At 46.1% G+C, this 17,307-nt stretch carries 13 protein-coding genes; 8 read left to right on the plus strand and 5 right to left on the minus strand.

The window, feature by feature from the left end; translation table 11 throughout:
* Positions 1 to 79 precede the first annotated feature (79 nt).
* Positions 80 to 2,302 (plus strand): hypothetical protein, encoded by a 2,223-nt coding sequence (locus AC1DP6_RS29665; protein ID WP_477058128.1) that lies wholly within the window; start codon positions 80 to 82, stop codon positions 2,300 to 2,302.
* A 128-nt stretch (positions 2,303 to 2,430) separates the two neighbouring features.
* On the plus strand, positions 2,431 to 3,585 hold the full coding sequence (locus AC1DP6_RS29670) for a BamA/TamA family outer membrane protein (RefSeq protein WP_477058129.1): 1,155 nt from the start codon (positions 2,431 to 2,433) through the stop codon (positions 3,583 to 3,585).
* Positions 3,586 to 3,588: 3 nt separating this feature from the next.
* Here the strand turns inward: AC1DP6_RS29670 and xseB are convergent, their stop codons facing one another.
* On the minus strand, positions 3,589 to 3,804 hold the full coding sequence (xseB, locus tag AC1DP6_RS29675) for an exodeoxyribonuclease VII small subunit (RefSeq protein WP_133810914.1): 216 nt from the start codon (positions 3,802 to 3,804) through the stop codon (positions 3,589 to 3,591).
* Positions 3,782 to 5,221 (minus strand): exodeoxyribonuclease VII large subunit, encoded by a 1,440-nt coding sequence (gene xseA, locus AC1DP6_RS29680; RefSeq protein WP_477058130.1) that lies wholly within the window; start codon positions 5,219 to 5,221, stop codon positions 3,782 to 3,784. The genes xseB and xseA overlap by 23 nt, the downstream gene beginning before the upstream one ends.
* Before the next feature lie 176 nt (positions 5,222 to 5,397).
* Here xseA and AC1DP6_RS29685 point away from each other — a divergent pair, with 176 nt between their 5' ends.
* From AC1DP6_RS29685 to AC1DP6_RS29705, 5 genes are all read left to right on the plus strand, one after another.
* Positions 5,398 to 5,991 (plus strand): RNA polymerase sigma-70 factor, encoded by a 594-nt coding sequence (locus tag AC1DP6_RS29685; RefSeq protein WP_477024215.1) that lies wholly within the window; start codon positions 5,398 to 5,400, stop codon positions 5,989 to 5,991.
* Between the two features lie 118 nt (positions 5,992 to 6,109).
* Positions 6,110 to 7,180 (plus strand): FecR family protein, encoded by a 1,071-nt coding sequence (locus tag AC1DP6_RS29690; RefSeq protein ID WP_477058131.1) that lies wholly within the window; start codon positions 6,110 to 6,112, stop codon positions 7,178 to 7,180.
* 262 nt (positions 7,181 to 7,442) lie between these two features.
* On the plus strand, positions 7,443 to 10,907 hold the full coding sequence (locus AC1DP6_RS29695; RefSeq protein ID WP_477058132.1) for a SusC/RagA family TonB-linked outer membrane protein: 3,465 nt from the start codon (positions 7,443 to 7,445) through the stop codon (positions 10,905 to 10,907).
* A gap of 26 nt (positions 10,908 to 10,933) precedes the next feature.
* Entirely contained in the window at positions 10,934 to 12,730 is a 1,797-nt protein-coding gene (locus AC1DP6_RS29700) for a RagB/SusD family nutrient uptake outer membrane protein (RefSeq protein ID WP_477058133.1), read from the plus strand.
* A 7-nt stretch (positions 12,731 to 12,737) separates the two neighbouring features.
* On the plus strand, positions 12,738 to 13,640 hold the full coding sequence (locus tag AC1DP6_RS29705) for a metallophosphoesterase family protein (protein ID WP_477058134.1): 903 nt from the start codon (positions 12,738 to 12,740) through the stop codon (positions 13,638 to 13,640).
* Between the two features lie 96 nt (positions 13,641 to 13,736).
* Here AC1DP6_RS29705 and AC1DP6_RS29710 read toward each other — a convergent pair whose 3' ends face one another.
* The 3 genes from AC1DP6_RS29710 to lgt form a co-directional block, all read right to left on the minus strand.
* Positions 13,737 to 14,588: a DUF4846 domain-containing protein gene (locus AC1DP6_RS29710; RefSeq protein WP_477058135.1), complete on the minus strand. Its 852-nt coding sequence runs from the start codon at positions 14,586 to 14,588 to the stop codon at positions 13,737 to 13,739.
* A 74-nt stretch (positions 14,589 to 14,662) separates the two neighbouring features.
* Entirely contained in the window at positions 14,663 to 15,610 is a 948-nt protein-coding gene (locus tag AC1DP6_RS29715; RefSeq protein WP_477058136.1) for a CobW family GTP-binding protein, read from the minus strand.
* The gene (gene lgt, locus AC1DP6_RS29720) at positions 15,597 to 16,415 is read right to left on the minus strand and encodes a prolipoprotein diacylglyceryl transferase (protein ID WP_477058137.1); all 819 of its coding nucleotides are present in this window, start codon (positions 16,413 to 16,415) and stop codon (positions 15,597 to 15,599) included. Before lgt ends, AC1DP6_RS29715 begins: the two co-directional genes overlap by 14 nt.
* 120 nt (positions 16,416 to 16,535) lie before the next feature.
* Between lgt and AC1DP6_RS29725 the strand changes: the two genes are divergently transcribed.
* Positions 16,536 to 17,307, plus strand: a 772-nt coding sequence (locus tag AC1DP6_RS29725; RefSeq protein WP_477058138.1) for an MBL fold metallo-hydrolase, incomplete at its 3' end; no start/stop codon positions are given.

The raw sequence follows: 17,307 nt of genomic DNA on the forward strand, positions 1-17,307 counted from the left end.
ATATCTAGGTCAATTGTTGCTTACTTCTCTTTTTTAGGTAAAGAGCAACAAAATTATCTGATTATTAATAACAATTATTATGAACACTTTATTACAGGTAGGTTTACGTCAGCAGGCAGTTTTTATTCCTGAAACAGCCATTCATTCTAATGAACATTATCTTACGCCTACTACCGGCTTGCTGGTAGCTAATCTGGCGAAGCTGGGCTTCGGCGTATCAGAATCATTACTGCATGCGCTGAATCAAACTACACCTGCCTATCAGGCTACCATACTGGAAACTTTCCGGGAAGTCATGGGCGTTAAAAAAAGCTGGCTCCCACTGATAAAAAACTGGGAAATACCGGTTAATGTTACAATAGCAGATTATATAGTTACTTATTTCAACACGATATTTCAGGGGGAAGGTACCCGCCTTAGCTGCGGACATATTATTCCGGCACAAACCTTTCCACTGGAAAGATATAACGGATGCCCTTTCTGTGGTACCGCCTTTGAGTCCGGCGCAATAGAAAATTTTGGTCAGCATAGTAAAGTACGGGTGCTGGAACTGTGGACGGAAACATCCGCGGCCGCCTACCTGCAGGACTTACTTGCTTCCAAAACGGCACTGGATGCGACCCAGATAGATAGCCTGAAAGCATTACTGTCTTCCCTCCCATTAAAAGAAGTAAAGATAGGAATGAAAGAAACTATGGTTACCGTAGTGGACATATTAATCGCCAGAGAGGAGGCAGATAAAGCCACCGTGTTATTTACTACGCCTACGGATATACTCCGCTACCTGTGGTATAAACAAACCGGCTTCCTGCAGCTAATTGCGCCAAAAACAATTATACAGCGCCAAACAAAAAACAAGGTGCAGTTCCATGTGGTGCAACCGGTTAAGATAACAACGGCTAAAGAAGCCCTGAAGCTGAAATACAGCCGTAAGGAAGGATTGATGGTAGCCAAATGGATGAATAACATCGACATGGACCCTACTACCATGTGCGAAATCATGCACCCAAAACGGGGGATGTGGGTGCGCTTCATCCGTGCACTGCGCCTCGCTGAGTTCAGCCAGCGTCCTGGATTTGAAAGATTACGGGTGGTGATGGATAAATTCTATCGCCAGGATTATACCGTATGGGCCGGACAAGTGAATCACTTCCGTTTACGCTACGATACAGAAAGCACCATGTACCTGTTGAAACAGCGTCCAGGCCTGTTTGCCCGCTCCCTGTTTGCGAACATGCTGTGGTTTGGCCCTGCACCGGTAACGGCTGCTTTTGCCACTATCATAGATAAAGTACCTGCCCGTTTGCTGTTTACTTTGCAGATGTACGCAGATTACTATTTTGATAAAACAATCACCCGTGCAGTGAAGCCATTGGGAGGTGTCAGCAAAAACGTGCCTGCCAACCGACTGTTGTCCATGTACGATGATGCACAGCTGACTGCTATGCAGGATGCCGTAACAGAACTTTGCCTGCTGGCGATGACGAAACGTTTCGCCGCAGTGCCTACTACTGCCAAAAGCATCTATATCGCACCAGCGCTGTTTAAAATACCACTCGCTATCGGCGACCGTAGTGAACAGATCCAGGACCTGCCATCTGCGTTGATGGGTACCCGTTATAAAACAGATGGAAACAAAATCCTCCTGTTCATGCAATGGGGTACAGGGTTAGCCGCCCAGCACCTGGATATGGACCTGAGCTGCCGTATTGCATACGACGAATACTCAGATACCTGTTCTTTTGGAAGATTACAAACCACCGGATGTAAACATAGCGGAGATATCCGTTCCATTCCACACAAGGTGGGTACTGCAGAATATATTGAAATAGATATATCTGCACTGGCAGAAGCCGGCGCCCGTTATGTGACCTTTACCTGTAACGCTTACAGCCAGGGCGCTATCACGCCTAACCTGGTGGTAGGATGGATGGATAGTAAATATCCAATGAAGGTGTCTCAAAAAAACGGTGTCGCTTACGATCCATCCCGTGTACAGCACATGGTGCGTATCACCAGCGGAATCACCAAAGGGCTGGTATTCGGAGTACTGGATGTTGCTACCAGAGAAATCATCTGGCTGGAAATGCCTTTCGGTGGACAAGTAGTACAACAACTGGACCTGCGCAATGTAAAAGCGATCCTGAAAAAACTGGATAGCAAGCTAAGCATCGGACAGTTGCTGCTGGTAAAAGCAGCCGCACAACAGCTGCAGGTCACCGATCAGCTGCCGGCAGATGAGACGTACACCGTTCAATGGGCCAGCAACACCGCCGCCGTGACACAATTATTTATTGATTAATTTGTTATCCCCCATAAAAACAATAGCAGCCGGGCATTTGCCCGAGCTGCTATTTGTATTAAAAGACTTTTTACGGCCCACTTCATCAATTTTCTAAAAATGGTGTTATATTCATTGCGTTGTCATATATGAATAAATACAGCCTACTACTTCTCCTGATTGCGACCCCGGCTATACTGCAGGCCCAGCTCAAGGACAAGGCCGATACCACGGCCACTATATCCGCGCCCAGAGGATTCTTCGATAATATCATGTATTATCTGAGGCATACCAACGTAGAAAAGAAGAAAAAAAAGGTAGACCTCAGCTTCATCGGCGGCCCGGTGTATACACCAGAAACCAGCGTTGGCATCGCAGTAATGATGGCGGCACAATACAAAACAGATAAAAAAGATTCCCTGCTCCCCGTTTCCAATGCAGCTATTTACGCATCCGCTGCACTGACAGGCTTCTATGGAATCGGGATCAGTAATACCACCATTTTCCCGCACGATCGTTTCCGGCTTGCCTTGAAAGCATCCTTCAGCTCCCGCCCCAATAAGTACTGGGGCATTGGATATGAAGCAGGCAACAACAAAGATAATTACACCGAATTTGTACAACTCACCGAAAAAATGCTGGCCGATTTTGCTGTCAATTTAAACGGCAAATTGTTTGTGGGACTTTGTGCACAGATTCATAATGTACAATCCAGGAAGATAGATACTGCCGGCGGCAAACCCCTGATGCAGCCCGAAAAAATACTGGGCATAGGCGCTGGTCCCTTCATTGTGTATGATACCCGCGACTTTATCCCCAATGCCTACAAAGGCATATATGTACGCCTGGGCTATCGCGTCTTTCCTTCTTTCTTTGGAAATAAGGCGGTTTTTTCGCAATATGACGTGCAATTCGACTGGTACAAAAAATTATGGAAAGGTGCCGTGCTGGCTACTGATCTGTATGGAGAAGAACGCGCCGGCGAAGTCCCCTGGAGTTTAATGGCGGAAGCTGGTGGCTCCAACCGTTTGAGGGGTTACTACGAAGGCCGCTTCCGCGACAAAAGCTACCTTGCCGGACAGATAGAGCTACGCCAAAAGATCTACAACCGCAGTGGTATGGTAGCCTGGATAGGTGGCGGCAACGTATTTCACGAATTCAGGGAACTGGCACTCGATCAATCCCTGATCAGCTACGGCATCGGCTACCGCTGGGAATTCAAAAAACGCGTTAATATCCGCCTGGATTATGGTAGGGGCAAGGATCAATCAGGGTTCTATTTCGGTATTAATGAGGTATTTTAAACATTACTTCTCCCCTCCTTTATTTCCTTCCATCTGTTTAATAATATTATTTACCTCCGCTTCGGTGGCACGTAATTTCTGCTGACAGAATTCTATAAGAATAGCTGCCCGTTTTACCTTTTCTGCCAACAGGTCTACGGAAACAGCTTCATTTTCTATTTCCTCCGCTATTTCCTGCAGTTCATTATAGGCAGTTTCATATGTCAGTTCCTGGCTCATGTGTAATATTTTTTGCTGTAATAGTAGCCTCCAGCGATGCATCGTGCAATACCACTTTGATATGGCTGCCCGGCTGAAGAGAAGTGGCATTACTGATGATCTGACCATCCTGGTAAACCATGGCAAATCCCCGTTTCAGGATGTTGGCTGGACTCATCAGTTTAAATAAAGCTTCGTAATGACTAACCTGTCCACGTTTACTTTGTATGTACATCCGGCTGAAAGAACGAAAGTTAGCCACCATATTGTCCAGGTCATTGAGACGGTTGGATACCATGATCCTTGGCCGCTGCAGCACTGCATTAGACACGCCTATCAGCTCCCGGTGGCGGTGCAGCAGTATGGCGGACGAATGCTGCAGCACAACATTTTTGCAGCCATGCAGGTCTTCTTTATGATTCGCCAGCAAAGTTCTGCTTTGATTAATGATAGTGCTGTTCAGGGATGACAGCGCCTGGAAATGACTGGAAAACAGTTGCTGGGAGCGGATCAGGATGTTCTGTTGCATAGAGATCACCGCTTCTTCAAAATTCCTGTTATGCGCAACGATTAACTCTGCTGCCTTGGTGGGCGTTTTGGTAGCCGTATGCGCCATCATGTCTGTGATGGTTTCATTCTTCTGGTGGCCAATACCGGTAATCACCGGAATAGGAAATTTAGCCACTGCCCTGCCCAATATAAAGGTATCGAAAATAAGAAAGTCTGTTTGTGCACCACCACCACGTATGATCACCACCGCATCATACGGCACCTGGCTGTTATAAATATCTATCAGTCGTTGTTGTACCAATTCCGCCTTTGTTTCGCCCTGCACAACGGTGAAGTAGTTGTCAATTTTAAAGGTATAGCCGAAATGGTTATGCTCCAGGGTATGCCTGAAATCCTGGTAGCCGGCGGAATTGCCGGAAGTAATCACTGCCAGCCGCTGTATTACTGACCGGAGAGGTAACTGGTTATTACGTGTAATATAGCGGTCGCCCACTTTACGGACAAAATCCGCGCATTCTGTGGTGAGTCGTAGCAGGGTTTGTTGTTTCTGCTGTTCCAGCAGTCCCACCGTGAAACTGGTATCTATATCCAGCAAGGCGATCTGCAACCCATGTACCTGGTGATAGCTCACCGATACCCGGATCAATACGTGGATATCATTTTTAAACTGCTGTCCTGTTACAATCTCAAATTCCTTTATCCTCACAGCGCCGTTGCCCCAGGCTACCGCAGATACTTTGGCCACGATGCCTCCCGCATTTTCATCTTTCTCTACCAGGTCAAAATAATGATAGCCTTTTTGCTGGTAGAAGGAATGATTGGTGACGTCAGCCACTACCCAGTAGGATTGCTCAGCAAACACGCTGTGAAGCGCCTGCTGAATTTTGCTGGTGAGTGCGGAGAGCTTTATAGATGGAGATTCGTTCATTACTACCGGTAAAGATAAGTAAAACGTTTATTTCCTATGCGGAACGGAATATCCCGGGAATCTAAAAAATGTATATTATATTGCTGCCAGTTGAACAATAGAAAAGATCGCCGAACAACCAAATCCATAACAAACACTTAATAACAGACTTATTCCGTTTTATATATTTTTGCGCCATGAGAGAAAATGAGCAGATAAAATCGCTTTTTCAAAGGGTCTGCTATGATGATAGTATTCAGGCGTACAATGAACTATACATCGCGTTATGCACCCGGCTTATCCATTTTTCTGCATCCATTGTTTCCTCATTTCATCTGGCAGAAGAAATTGTGTCTGATGTATTTCTTTCATTGTGGCAAAAGCGCAATGATTTACTGCATGTACATAACCCGGTAGTATACTTGTATGTAAGCACCAAAAATCTCTCTCTCAATACCCTTCAGCAACAGAAAAGACACCAGCATCATTCGCTGGATGACTTAAACACCGATATGCTGTCCATTGCGCCGGAAGCAGAAAGCGGGATGGTATCTGCCGAAGTATCACAAAAAATAGAAAGAGCAATTCGTAGTCTGCCGGCCCGCTGCCAGCTGATATTCCGTTTAATCAAACAAGACCGTCTCAGCTACCGCGAGGTAGCGGAACTGCTGAATATTTCCACTAAAACAGTGGATGCCCAATTGACGATCGCCGTTAAAAAAATATCCCAGGCCATCCGTTTTGACCTGTCGGATGAAACCGCCCAAACTTATCTCCGGCTGGATTCATAACTTTTTTTAATTTTCTTTAGGGAACTTTCATGTGTTTATTTGTCCTTCTTATAGTAGCAAGGACAAATGTTACTATTCACCCAAAAAATGAGGTCCTCATTTGTCCTTAACCGAAACTATGGATCAGGAAAGATTGTACGCGTTACTGGCCCGCGAACTGGCCGGCATACTTACGGAAGACGAAGCAGCTAACTTACAGCAGTTGCTGCAGCAGTATCCCGATGCCAGTTATATCCGGGAAGTATTTGCACAGAACTGGACACCTGCCGGCAAGCAATACAACGGGCAACAGGTGCAGCAGATGCTGGAAAAGCATCATCTGCGCATGCAGTCATTACCAACTACCACACCTGTGGAAGTACCGGTACAACGCTCCATGTGGAAGCTTTACAGCGGCATTGCCGCCGGCATACTCGTGATGCTGGCTATGGGCGGGTACTGGTGGTATGCTTCTTCCAAAACAAAAATACCCGCACCGCTGGCACAAATGGTGACAGAAAAACGGATGCGCTCACAGGTGTTGTTGCCTGATGGCTCCCGGGTATGGCTGAATGCAGGCAGTAAACTGGACTATCCAAAACAATTTGCCGCACATACACCAAGAGAAGTGACCCTGGAAGGAGAAGCCTTTTTTATAGTCACCGCAGATGCAGAAAGACCTTTCCGGGTACATACCAAAACCTTTCATATCCGGGTATTGGGTACCTCATTTAATGTAAGGGCGTATCCACAGGAAGATAGTGCTGTTACCTCCCTGGTACAGGGCGCCGTGGAAGTGGTGCTTGAAAATGCTGATAACCAGGTAGTGTCACTCAAACCAAATGAAAAACTCACCGTGCCGGTGCAGATAACCACACCTAAAATAAATAATACGGCTAATACCGTGGCTGCACCCACACCGATAGTCATATATAAGAGTAAACTCAGTCCCGTACATGACAGTATTCTTACGGAAACGGCCTGGGTTCAGAATAAACTCGCTTTTAAACACCTGCAATTGGAAAAAGTAGCCGCTATGCTGGAAGAATGGTATGGCGTTGAAATTGATTTTAAAGACAATAGTAAAAAACAACTTTACTTCAGCGGCGTATTTGAAACAGAAAGCCTGGAACAGGTACTGAACGCGCTGGAGACCACCTTATCGTTCACCTGGCATAAAGATGCTGCCGGTAAAATATGGATTCAGTAAAAGGTATGTTCACGAAATTATTGCTGACACACAAAACAACACAGTAAACAAACAGTAAACGAATCGTCTTAACACGTAAGCTTTAACCGAAAAAAAAACGGGAAATGTTCGCACCATTCCCCGTGTAAATATCGGTTAACAGCATTGTATTGGGTAAACTTTCCATCAACAATTAATTAACCAACAAAACAAATGTATGAAAAAAAGTACAGTGGACAATTGGCTTCCGCCAAAGCGGAAGTTGTATAAACTGTTGATTTTTATGAAGCTTTCTATGCTGCTGATTACCGTTGCCTGTTTACACGTAAGCGCATCGGTGCACTCTCAATCAACTATCACCGTGAAGCTCAACCAGGTACAACTGGAGAAAGCGCTCACGTTGCTGGAAAAAAACAGCCATTTCAGGTTTGTTTACAATGATGATAACCTCCCGTCGAATCACAAAATATCATTGGATGTGAAGGACTGGAGCATAGATATGGTATTGGATAAAATACTTGACAATACATCATTGCATTTCAGGAAAATGTCCGACAACCTGATCGTAATTGCGCCCGCAGCCGTGGTTAGCAAGGATAATGTGGTAAAAGGGCATGTGGTGAACCCAACCGGGGAAGTATTACCGGGCGTAAGCGTGCGTTTAAAGAACACCAGTATTGGAACTGTTACTAACGATAAAGGTGACTTTGAATTAAAAGTGCCTGAAAATGCCATACTCGTGGTGACCTACGTGGGCTTTGACCAGCAGGAAGTATCACTCAACGGCCGGGAAACCATCACCATTACCATGGAGCCTTCCAGGAATTCTATGGAAGAAGTGATTGTGGTAGGTTATGGTACCCAGAAGAAAATAAATGTAACCGGTGCGATAGACCAGATTTCCGGAAAACAGCTGGCAGCAAGACCCATCGCTAACGTGATGCAGGGGTTGCAGGGCCTGAGTCCAGGACTGAACATCAGTTATTCCGGTGGCCGGCCCGGACAGGTTCCCAATATTAATATCCGCGGTTTCGCCACTATTGCAAGCTCCAACGGGATGGTAGCACCCTTGATTATTATTGATGGTATCACCGCCTCTACGGATGATATGATGCGACTCAATCCAACAGACGTTGCGTCTATCTCCGTTTTGCGCGACGCTGCTTCCGCAGCCATCTACGGCGCCAGGGCTTCTTTCGGCGTGATCCTGATTACCACCAAACAGGGTGCTACCGGAGGCAAACAATCTGTGAGCTACAGCAACTACTTTGCGATGGCCCGCCGGACAACAATGCCAGAACCGGTAACAGATCCTTATATTTACTCCCGTGTACTCGAAACAGCTACCAATAATACGCCCTGGGATTATGTCAACTTCTCTGATGAATATTATAAATGGGCCAAAGAAAGATCTGACAACCCTTCCCTGCCCGATACCCGGATTGATCCAAGCGACCCGACAAAATGGGCGTATATGGGCAGTAATAACTGGAATAACTACTTCTTCAGCCGAAATAATTTCTCCCAGAATCACAGTATCACGCTGAGCGGTAGCGCAGAAACTGCTAAGAAAGTACCGATCAGTTATCTGCTGTCTGCCGATTACACCAAAGAAAACGGTTTAAATAAGCTGGCAAAAGATGATTGGGGACGTACAGGCATGCGCGCCAAAATTAATGTTAAACCAATCAGCTGGTTACAGATAGACAATAACCTGAGCATCTATCAGATAAAAGCTGATGCTCCTACCTATAATATTACAGACGTATATTATCTGCAACCCACACAGGTGGCAGTAAACCCTGACGGTACCTGGGCCAATACCGGAGCCGGCCGTCTGGCCGCCCAGCTGGTTGATGGCGGACGAAATACCACTACCCGTTTCGGATTCCAGGATGTGATCAGAGGGGTAGTTTCCCTCCTCAACAACGACCTGCAGATTACCGGTGATGCAAGTTTCAAAAGGGAATTATGGAAATACCACGTAGACCAGAACTATTATAAAATTGGTTATGGCCCCAAAGACATCCGTCAGGAAGGTAGTAGTGCAGTAACCGAAAACAATGCTTACATCAGACAGGATGTTTTTGACCTCTACGCTAATTACCATAAAACCATCGCAAAAAATCACACCATTACCTTGTTGGCAGGGTTTAACCAGGAAAACTTTGAAGCGCAGACAATCAATGCCAATAAAAAAGATATCATATCTCCGGCGCTGCCCTATTTGTCGCTTACGAGTGGTGTAGCTTCCGTGAGTGGTAACTATAATTCTTATGCTATCAGAAGTCTTTTCGGAAGAATTAACTACACTTTCAAGGATCGTTATATCATAGAAGCCAACGGCCGGTATGATGCTTCATCCCGCTTTCCACCAACCAACCGGGTGGGGCTATTCCCTTCTGTATCTGCCGCCTGGGTAGCCAGTGAGGAAAAGTCTATTAAATCAGTTCCCACGATATCAGTCCTTAAATTCAGAGGCTCTTATGGCAGTTTAGGCAACCAGAATGTTTCCAACTTCGGGTATCAGTTTAATCTCCCAACCGGCAAGTCACCCTACCTGATAGATGGTAATATCAATCAGACAGTGGTCACCGGAGCCCCTCCCATGAAAGTGGATCCATCTACCTACACCTGGGAAATGGTAACTACCACCAACGTGGGTACAGATTTCGGTATCCTGGACAACAAATTCCAGGGATCATTTGACTACTTTGTACGTAATACTACCGGCATGCTCGCTCCCGGTCAGGAATTGCCTGGGGTATTAGGCTCCGCTGCGCCTCAGAAAAATGCGGCAGACTTATCTACCCGTGGATGGGAATTGATGCTGGCCTATCGCACTAATTTCAATGTAGCTTCCAGGCCACTGAATTTTGGATTGAAGGTTACCTTATCTGACGATAAAACTAAAATCACCCGCTATAGGAATGACCAGCAATTATTCAGCAGCAAATTCTACGATGGTCAAACCATGGGTGAAATATGGGGTTTAACCAGCGATGGTTATTTCAAGAATAAAGACGACGTGAAAAAGCTGGATGAATCTGGCATCGTTCCATGGGGAGCGCTGGAAGTAACAGAAGGATGGCCTAAATACAAAGACCTCGATGGAAACGGTAAAATAGAGCAGGGTATTTCTGCCAAAGATCCCAAAGACCTGAAAGTAATAGGTAACACAAGCCCCCATTACCGTTATGGCATTAACCTGGATATGAACTGGAACGGTTTCGATCTCTCTGTATTTATGCAGGGCATCGCTAAGATGGATTATTATCCTCACCATTACCTCTTCTGGGGTCCGATGCAGCAACCTTATGCGAATGTTTATCCATGGAATCTGGATTTCTACCGCGCTACGGCAGATAATGCAGCGACCCGTGCACAACACAGCGCATCTTATATCAAGGCAGGACTGGCTGATGCCAACACCAACTCGTACTACCCGGTAATGCAGGCATGGCTGGCAGATAACAATAACGGAAAAGGGCTGGATATTCCTCAAACCAAATACATGCTGAATGCAGCTTACCTGCGTATCAAAAATTTGACAATCGGCTATACCTTACCAGCATCATTTACCAAACGTTATCATATTAACCGTTTACGTGTATATGCCTCCGGAGAAAATATCTTTGAGTTTTCTTCCATCAAGAAATATGTAGATCCGGAAGCCATTATAGATGGCTATGGATGGGCTTATCCTTACCAACGCAAATATGCAATAGGATTAAATCTTGATCTGTAATACCGGATACTTTAAACATTACAAACATGAAAAAACTTACCAGTTATATTATTCTTGGAACGCTGTTTTTAAGTGCTTCCTGTAAAAAAGATTTTCTGAACCGGTATCCACAGGATCAAATAGCGACTGAGCTGTTTTTCAAATCGGAAACAGATCTGTCACTGTATATGAACGGACAACTCAGCCTGGCGAGTACCTGGCAGTATCTGGGCGACCAAAGCAGCGATAACGCAGCATCTACCGCTTTGCTGGAATTAAAAAACATGATGATCGGCAATCCAAGCTCCCAAACCATTACCAGTGGCTGGGACTGGGGTACCCTCCGCAATCTCAATTTCTTCCTCGACAATTATAGTGGGGCCGATGTCACCCAGGAAGTAAAAGATCATTACGCCGGTCTGGCCAGATACTACCGGGCCATGTTTTATTTCGGTAAAATCAGCCGCTTCTCCGATGTTCCCTGGTATGGTAAAACCCTGCTGCCGGAAAATCCGGACCTGTATAAAGGCCGTGATCAACGCACCCTGGTAGTAGACAGTATGATGGCCGATCTGTCGTTTGCCGCTCAGCATATGCGCGAAAAGGTACCTTCGGGCACTCCGAACTTATGGGCTGTAAAGATGCTATATGCACGCATCGCCCTTTATGAGGGAACTTTTCGTAAATATCATCCGGAATTAAATCTTCAGGCCACTGCCGCCCGTTTTCTGGATACTGCGCGCATACAAGCGCAGGCCATTATGAGCTCCGGCAAATTTAGCATCTATAACACCGGTACCCCCTCAAGCGACTATGCTGCTGTATTTGCCAGTCAGGACCTGCTAAGAGTCAACGAAGTCATATTAGCCAATCCTTACGACTATGTAAAAGGTAACGACGGTAATATTAACGGCTATGTGTTCGGTGATTATGAACAGTCTCCGTCACGGGATCTGGTGCAGACTTACCTGATGAAAGATGGCTCGCGTTTTACAGACATCCCCGGTTACGATAAATTCCAGTTTACACAGGAGTTTCAAAACAGAGATCCCCGTATGGCCCAAACACTGGCCGGCCCCGGATTTATCCGTGCAAGTGATAAAACACCTTATATTCAGCGATTGAATAAAAACTTTACCGGGTATCACCAGGTGAAAGGCTATTTCAATACCACAGATAATGCCATTTCCGGCAGCATGGATTTCCCGGTATATCGTTATGCCGAAGCCCTGCTCGTTTATGCAGAAGCCAAAGCAGAACAGGGAATCCTTACACAGGGTGATCTGGACCAATCTGTTAACCTGTTGCGTGCCCGCGCCGGTATACCTCCCATGAATCTCGCTACCAGCAATGCTGCTCCTGACCCCGTGCAGGCGGCTAAGTATCCCGATGTGAGCGGTATAATGAAGGGCGTGATCCTGGAAATACGTCGTGAAAGACGAGTAGAATTTGCCATGGAAGGCTACCGCTACGATGACCTGATGAGGTGGCATGCCGGAAAAATCATGGAAAAAATACCAGAGGGCATGTACTTTCCCGGACTGGGCAAATTTGATATGACCGGTGATGGTGTGGAAGATATCATCCTCATCGACAAAAGCCAGGACATACCAACAGAAGCCGGCAAAGAGAAAAACTCCCTGGGTATTCCACTCATTTATTACAAAGCAGGTAATATAGGAGATGATGTAACAGTATACCTGAAAAACGGTACAGCCGGCGGAAACATAGTAACAGAAACGACTAAACGTACTTTCCAGGAACCTAAATACTACTATCGTCCAATACCGTATACACAGGTGGCACTGAATCCAAACCTGAAACAAATATTTGACTGGCAATAAATAATTTATGAATAGAAGAGACATTCTGAAACACACAGGGCTGATGGCAGCCGGCACCCTACTGGGGCCGGCCGCCTTAAAAGCCGCCACCAATAATAACGGCAAACGTAAGCCGGTATTAACAGTAGCGCATATAACGGATGTGCATATACGCGAAGATCTTGATGCACCCGCACGATTCAAAAAATGCCTGGAGCATGTTAAAGGCAAACAGGTAGACTTCTTCCTCAACGGTGGCGACTCCATCTTTGACGCCTCTTACGATAATGTAAAAAGAGAAAGGGTCACACAGCTCTGGCAGATCTGGGATGATTGCATCAGCAGCTTAAAAGCTTTCGAAATTTTCAGTTGCATCGGTAACCACGATATCTGGTGGAAAGCACCGTCCAAAGAGGACGCCATGTATGGGAAAGACTATGTGGTAAAACGACTGAAAATACCTCATCGCTATTATAGTTTCACCCGTAAAGGCTGGCACTTTATTATCCTGGATGGCAACAACGATAAAGTATCCCTGGATGAAGAACAGTATCAGTGGCTGGAAAAGGACCTGGAACAAGTCCCTGCAGGCACGCCTACCCTGGTGATGTCGCACTACCCGATATTAGGTGTTACTCCCATACTGGTAGGCGGCGGTCATGCCGATCATCAACGTCTGAAAACATTATTTTTCAAGCACCGCGACAAAGTAAAAGTATGTCTGAGTGGTCATAATCACCTCGCGGATAATGCTGTTTACAATGGCGTAAGGTATTGCTGCAATGGTGCGATGAGCGGCTTTTGGTGGGGTAAGGGAGATAAGGAATCTGCAGGCGAAGGTTATTATCTTGAAACACCTCCGGGTTATGCTATCCTGAAATTATATGCAGATGGCGAAGTGGAAAATGAATATATAGCACATACAGAATAAATGGATGATAGCCCCAAAAACAAGCAACAGCGCATTATTCATGCGCTGTTGTTGCTGTTGTTGAATATATAGAAACCCCCTTGTGAATATCAGTACCTACGGAAACCTCGTCAGTTCATTTGCATCAAACACCCATTCCGGCGTGAGCAATTTCCCCGAAAAACCAGCCGGGTACCACGGTGTAGCTGCACCCGGATTTTTCAACACATGGATATTCTGTGCAGGCATATAACTCTGTGCCAGCAGGAAAACCCGCTCTCCAGCCCCATTCTCTGCCACATCCATCACCATTACTGCATGACCAGGTGCCCCGCCCCTGATAAACACATCTCCTGGGAGTAATTTACGTGTATCCTTTACCGGTATTAACTCCTTACTGAGCGACATAGTACCGGCCCAGGAAAAAACCGTTTCCAGGTATTGTGTAAAACAAGCCTGGCCATTGGAAGGAGCAGCCTGTCTTACTTTCCGGAGGTGGTTATCTTTAAGCACGAACCGATCGCCTTTCATCCAGTCGCTATAGTCCATCTTCGTTCCATCGGTTGCGTTAAAACTGATTTTCCCGAATGATTTCTGGGCATATAAATATTCTGCGTATAAACGAATGACTGCATCGGCGCATTGTTGAAGGTCTTTGTTGCCAACGGAGATATCCAGCACAGCATATTGCGCCTGCTGATTACCTTTTAACTGGCCATTGTAGAGATATACTTTGTTATCTTGCTTCAGCGACATAGTACGTAGCCAGGCGCCAAAAGTACCCGCTGATTGCGGCAGACGCTTGTAGCCCGCAGGAAGGGGGATGTCGGCAACTGACTTCGTAGCTGCGTTGGCGTGGTTAGCTTCCGTTGTTTTGCTTATACATTCATTCCCCTGCATCGGTTTATTGATAAAAATGGCAAACAGAAACAACCAAATGGGCGTTGACGAAGTCAGGGCGATTGTCATACAATGAATTTTATGGAAGATGCAGGAATAAATAATTTCCATAAAAATATTTTCCGGCTGCGATCATTCCCCGGTTACCGGATCACCGCTCTAAGTGCCGGCGCCAATATCCGCTGTATGGTGGCCGTTTTTAACTCTTTCCCGATAAACACCAGCGTTGACGAGGGCGGCTCCTCCCCCCACTCTCCTGCCGGCAGTATATGCAGGTACTTCCCGGTAGATTGCACCAGCATCCGCTCCCGGCTATCTTTCACCTGTATGTATCCTTTAATACGATATAACTGGTCCGGGTATACGTTACAATGAAAATCAAGCACATATACGAGCATATTCAGATCAAAAGCCTCAGGAGATTCAAACAATACGGTATTGACTTTATGCGGGGATTTTACCAACGGAACCGGTTCACGCGGAACCAGTGGCTTTTCCGGGAACTGCAGATCCTGCAGCGAAATAGTGCCATTGTGGGTGGTGGTGATGAAAGCCAGCGGGTTCATTTGCTCCAGCTGCTGCGATAAATAAATCAGTTGCGGTACCGCCAGGTGTTTTATTTTATTGATGATGATCACATCTGCACAGGAGATTTGTTTGCCAGTTTCCGGAACCTGTTGCAGGCGTTCAAATACATTCTCAGCGTCCACAATGCAGATGGTGCTGACCAGGGCATAATACCGTTTCACATCAGGGGTATGGAACATGCCGATGATATTGCCTACATCGGCAATGCCGGTGGTTTCGATGAACACGTGATCAGGGCGTTGTTCGTTACGCAATATGCCACCCAGTACATCCAGCAGGTCATTGTCGAGCGAGCAACAAATACAGCCGCTGGTAAGTTCATATAGCTGATCTATTTTTTCATCAATTAGTCCGGCATCGATGTTCACTTTTCCAAACTCATTTTCTATGACAATATTCCGATAACCGGTAAACTGCGACAGCAGACTATTCAAAATAGTGGTTTTGCCCGCCCCCAGGAACCCGGTTAAAATGTACACCTTCATCTGCTTATCTCCCTTCATATCTCTTTTTATAAAAATTAAAAAAATAAATGCCCAGCACAATCAGCGGGATACTCAGGAGCTGTCCCATATTCAATAAATGCCCTTTTTCAAATGCCACCTGGTTTTCCTTTACAAACTCAATGATAAAACGGGCGGTAAATACCAGTATCAGCAAACAACCAAACAGGCGCCCGGGTTTTGTGATGGGGATCTGCTGTTTATACCCGTACCACAGGGCGCCGAAGATGAGGGCATAACAAATCGCCTCATACAACTGGGCCGGATGACGCGGCAGCGCATCTACCCGTGTAAATACCACCGCCCAGGGGAGCCGGGAAGGTGTACCGATGATTTCGGAGTTAAAAAAGTTGCCGATACGGATAAAACACCCTGCCAGCGGCACTACCAGGGCCAAACGATCCAGCAGCCAGATCAAAGGAACCCGGTAACGAAAGCTGAACAGCAGCGCCGCCACCAGGATACCGATGGCCGCACCGTGGCTGGCCAGTCCCTGGTAACCGGTGAATTCGAAATGACCACCCGTAAAGGTAAAAGGCAGAAATATCTCCCAAAGATGATATTTGTAATAAGCAAAATCATAAAAGAAACAATGTCCCAGGCGGGCACCTATCAACGTACCGGCCATTATATAAATCAGCAACCGGTCTAATGTTTCCCGGGTACGGTGCTCCTGCCGGAATACATGCCATAATACCATATAGGCCCCCACAAAAGCCAGCATAAAGCCTATACTGTAATACCGTAAGGCAAAACCGCCGATGCGGAAAATTTCCGGTGATATACCCCATTCTATCAATAGCATAGTAATAAAGGCAGTGAAATATGCCAGCGCAAATATACCTTAAAAAACAATATGCAACATAGTTGCATTTACAAATAACAGCCCCCTCTAATCTCAACATGAAATTCTACCTTTGTCGGCATGTCACTATTTATTACATCATTGAATTCGGGAAGTAACGGCAACTGTTATTACATTGGTAATGACAGCGAAGCGGTACTGGTGGATGCAGGCATCTCCTGCAGGGAAACGGAAAAGAGAATGGCCCGCCTGGGGCTGACAATGACGAAAGTAAAAGCGATATTTATTTCACATGAACATATAGATCATATCCGCGGTGTAACGGTATTGGCAAAAAAATACCGACTCCCGGTATACATCACCCAAAGCACCCTTACGCACGGGGGACTCACCCTGGATGAACAACTGGTAATGTCATTCAATCCCTACGAACCGGTGCAGATAGGTTCCCTGGCAGTAACTGCTTTTCCCAAACATCATGACGCCTCCGAACCACACAGCTTCATAGTGGCAGGTAACGCGGTCACCATCGGCATATTTACCGACATCGGAGCTCCCTGCGAACACGTGATCCGTCATTTCCAGCAGTGCCATGCGGCCTTCCTGGAAGCCAACTACGATACCGAAATGCTGGACAAGGGCAGATACCCTTACTACCTGAAAAAGCGTATCAGCGGCGGCAAAGGACACTTATCCAACGCACAGGCACTGGAAATATTTAATAATTACCGCCCGGCTTTTATGAGCCATTTGTTGTTGTCCCACCTTTCCAGGGATAATAATAGTCCGGAACTGGTACAGGATCTTTTCAACCAGCATGCAAATGGAACAGAAATCGTAGTAGCTTCCCGTTACCAGGAAACGGCGGTGTACCGGATTATTCCTACAGGCT

The organism is Chitinophaga sp. 01L420, assembly GCF_056399985.1.

Bases quoted from the DNA above. Each gene is read 5' to 3' on its own strand.
- AC1DP6_RS29695 (WP_477058132.1), top strand. From the start codon at position 7,443: ATGAAGCTTTCTATGCTGCTGATTACCGTTGCCTGTTTACACGTAAGC.
- lgt (WP_477058137.1), bottom strand. From the start codon at position 16,415: ATGCTATTGATAGAATGGGGTATATCACCGGAAATTTTCCGCATCGGC.
- AC1DP6_RS29705 (WP_477058134.1), top strand. From the start codon at position 12,738: ATGAATAGAAGAGACATTCTGAAACACACAGGGCTGATGGCAGCCGGC.
- AC1DP6_RS29665 (WP_477058128.1), top strand. From the start codon at position 80: ATGAACACTTTATTACAGGTAGGTTTACGTCAGCAGGCAGTTTTTATT.
- AC1DP6_RS29670 (WP_477058129.1), top strand. From the start codon at position 2,431: ATGAATAAATACAGCCTACTACTTCTCCTGATTGCGACCCCGGCTATA.
- AC1DP6_RS29690 (WP_477058131.1), top strand. From the start codon at position 6,110: ATGGATCAGGAAAGATTGTACGCGTTACTGGCCCGCGAACTGGCCGGC.
- AC1DP6_RS29715 (WP_477058136.1), bottom strand. From the start codon at position 15,610: ATGAAGGGAGATAAGCAGATGAAGGTGTACATTTTAACCGGGTTCCTG.
- xseB (WP_133810914.1), bottom strand. From the start codon at position 3,804: ATGAGCCAGGAACTGACATATGAAACTGCCTATAATGAACTGCAGGAA.
- AC1DP6_RS29685 (WP_477024215.1), top strand. From the start codon at position 5,398: ATGAGAGAAAATGAGCAGATAAAATCGCTTTTTCAAAGGGTCTGCTAT.
- xseA (WP_477058130.1), bottom strand. From the start codon at position 5,221: ATGAACGAATCTCCATCTATAAAGCTCTCCGCACTCACCAGCAAAATT.
- AC1DP6_RS29710 (WP_477058135.1), bottom strand. From the start codon at position 14,588: ATGACAATCGCCCTGACTTCGTCAACGCCCATTTGGTTGTTTCTGTTT.
- AC1DP6_RS29700 (WP_477058133.1), top strand. From the start codon at position 10,934: ATGAAAAAACTTACCAGTTATATTATTCTTGGAACGCTGTTTTTAAGT.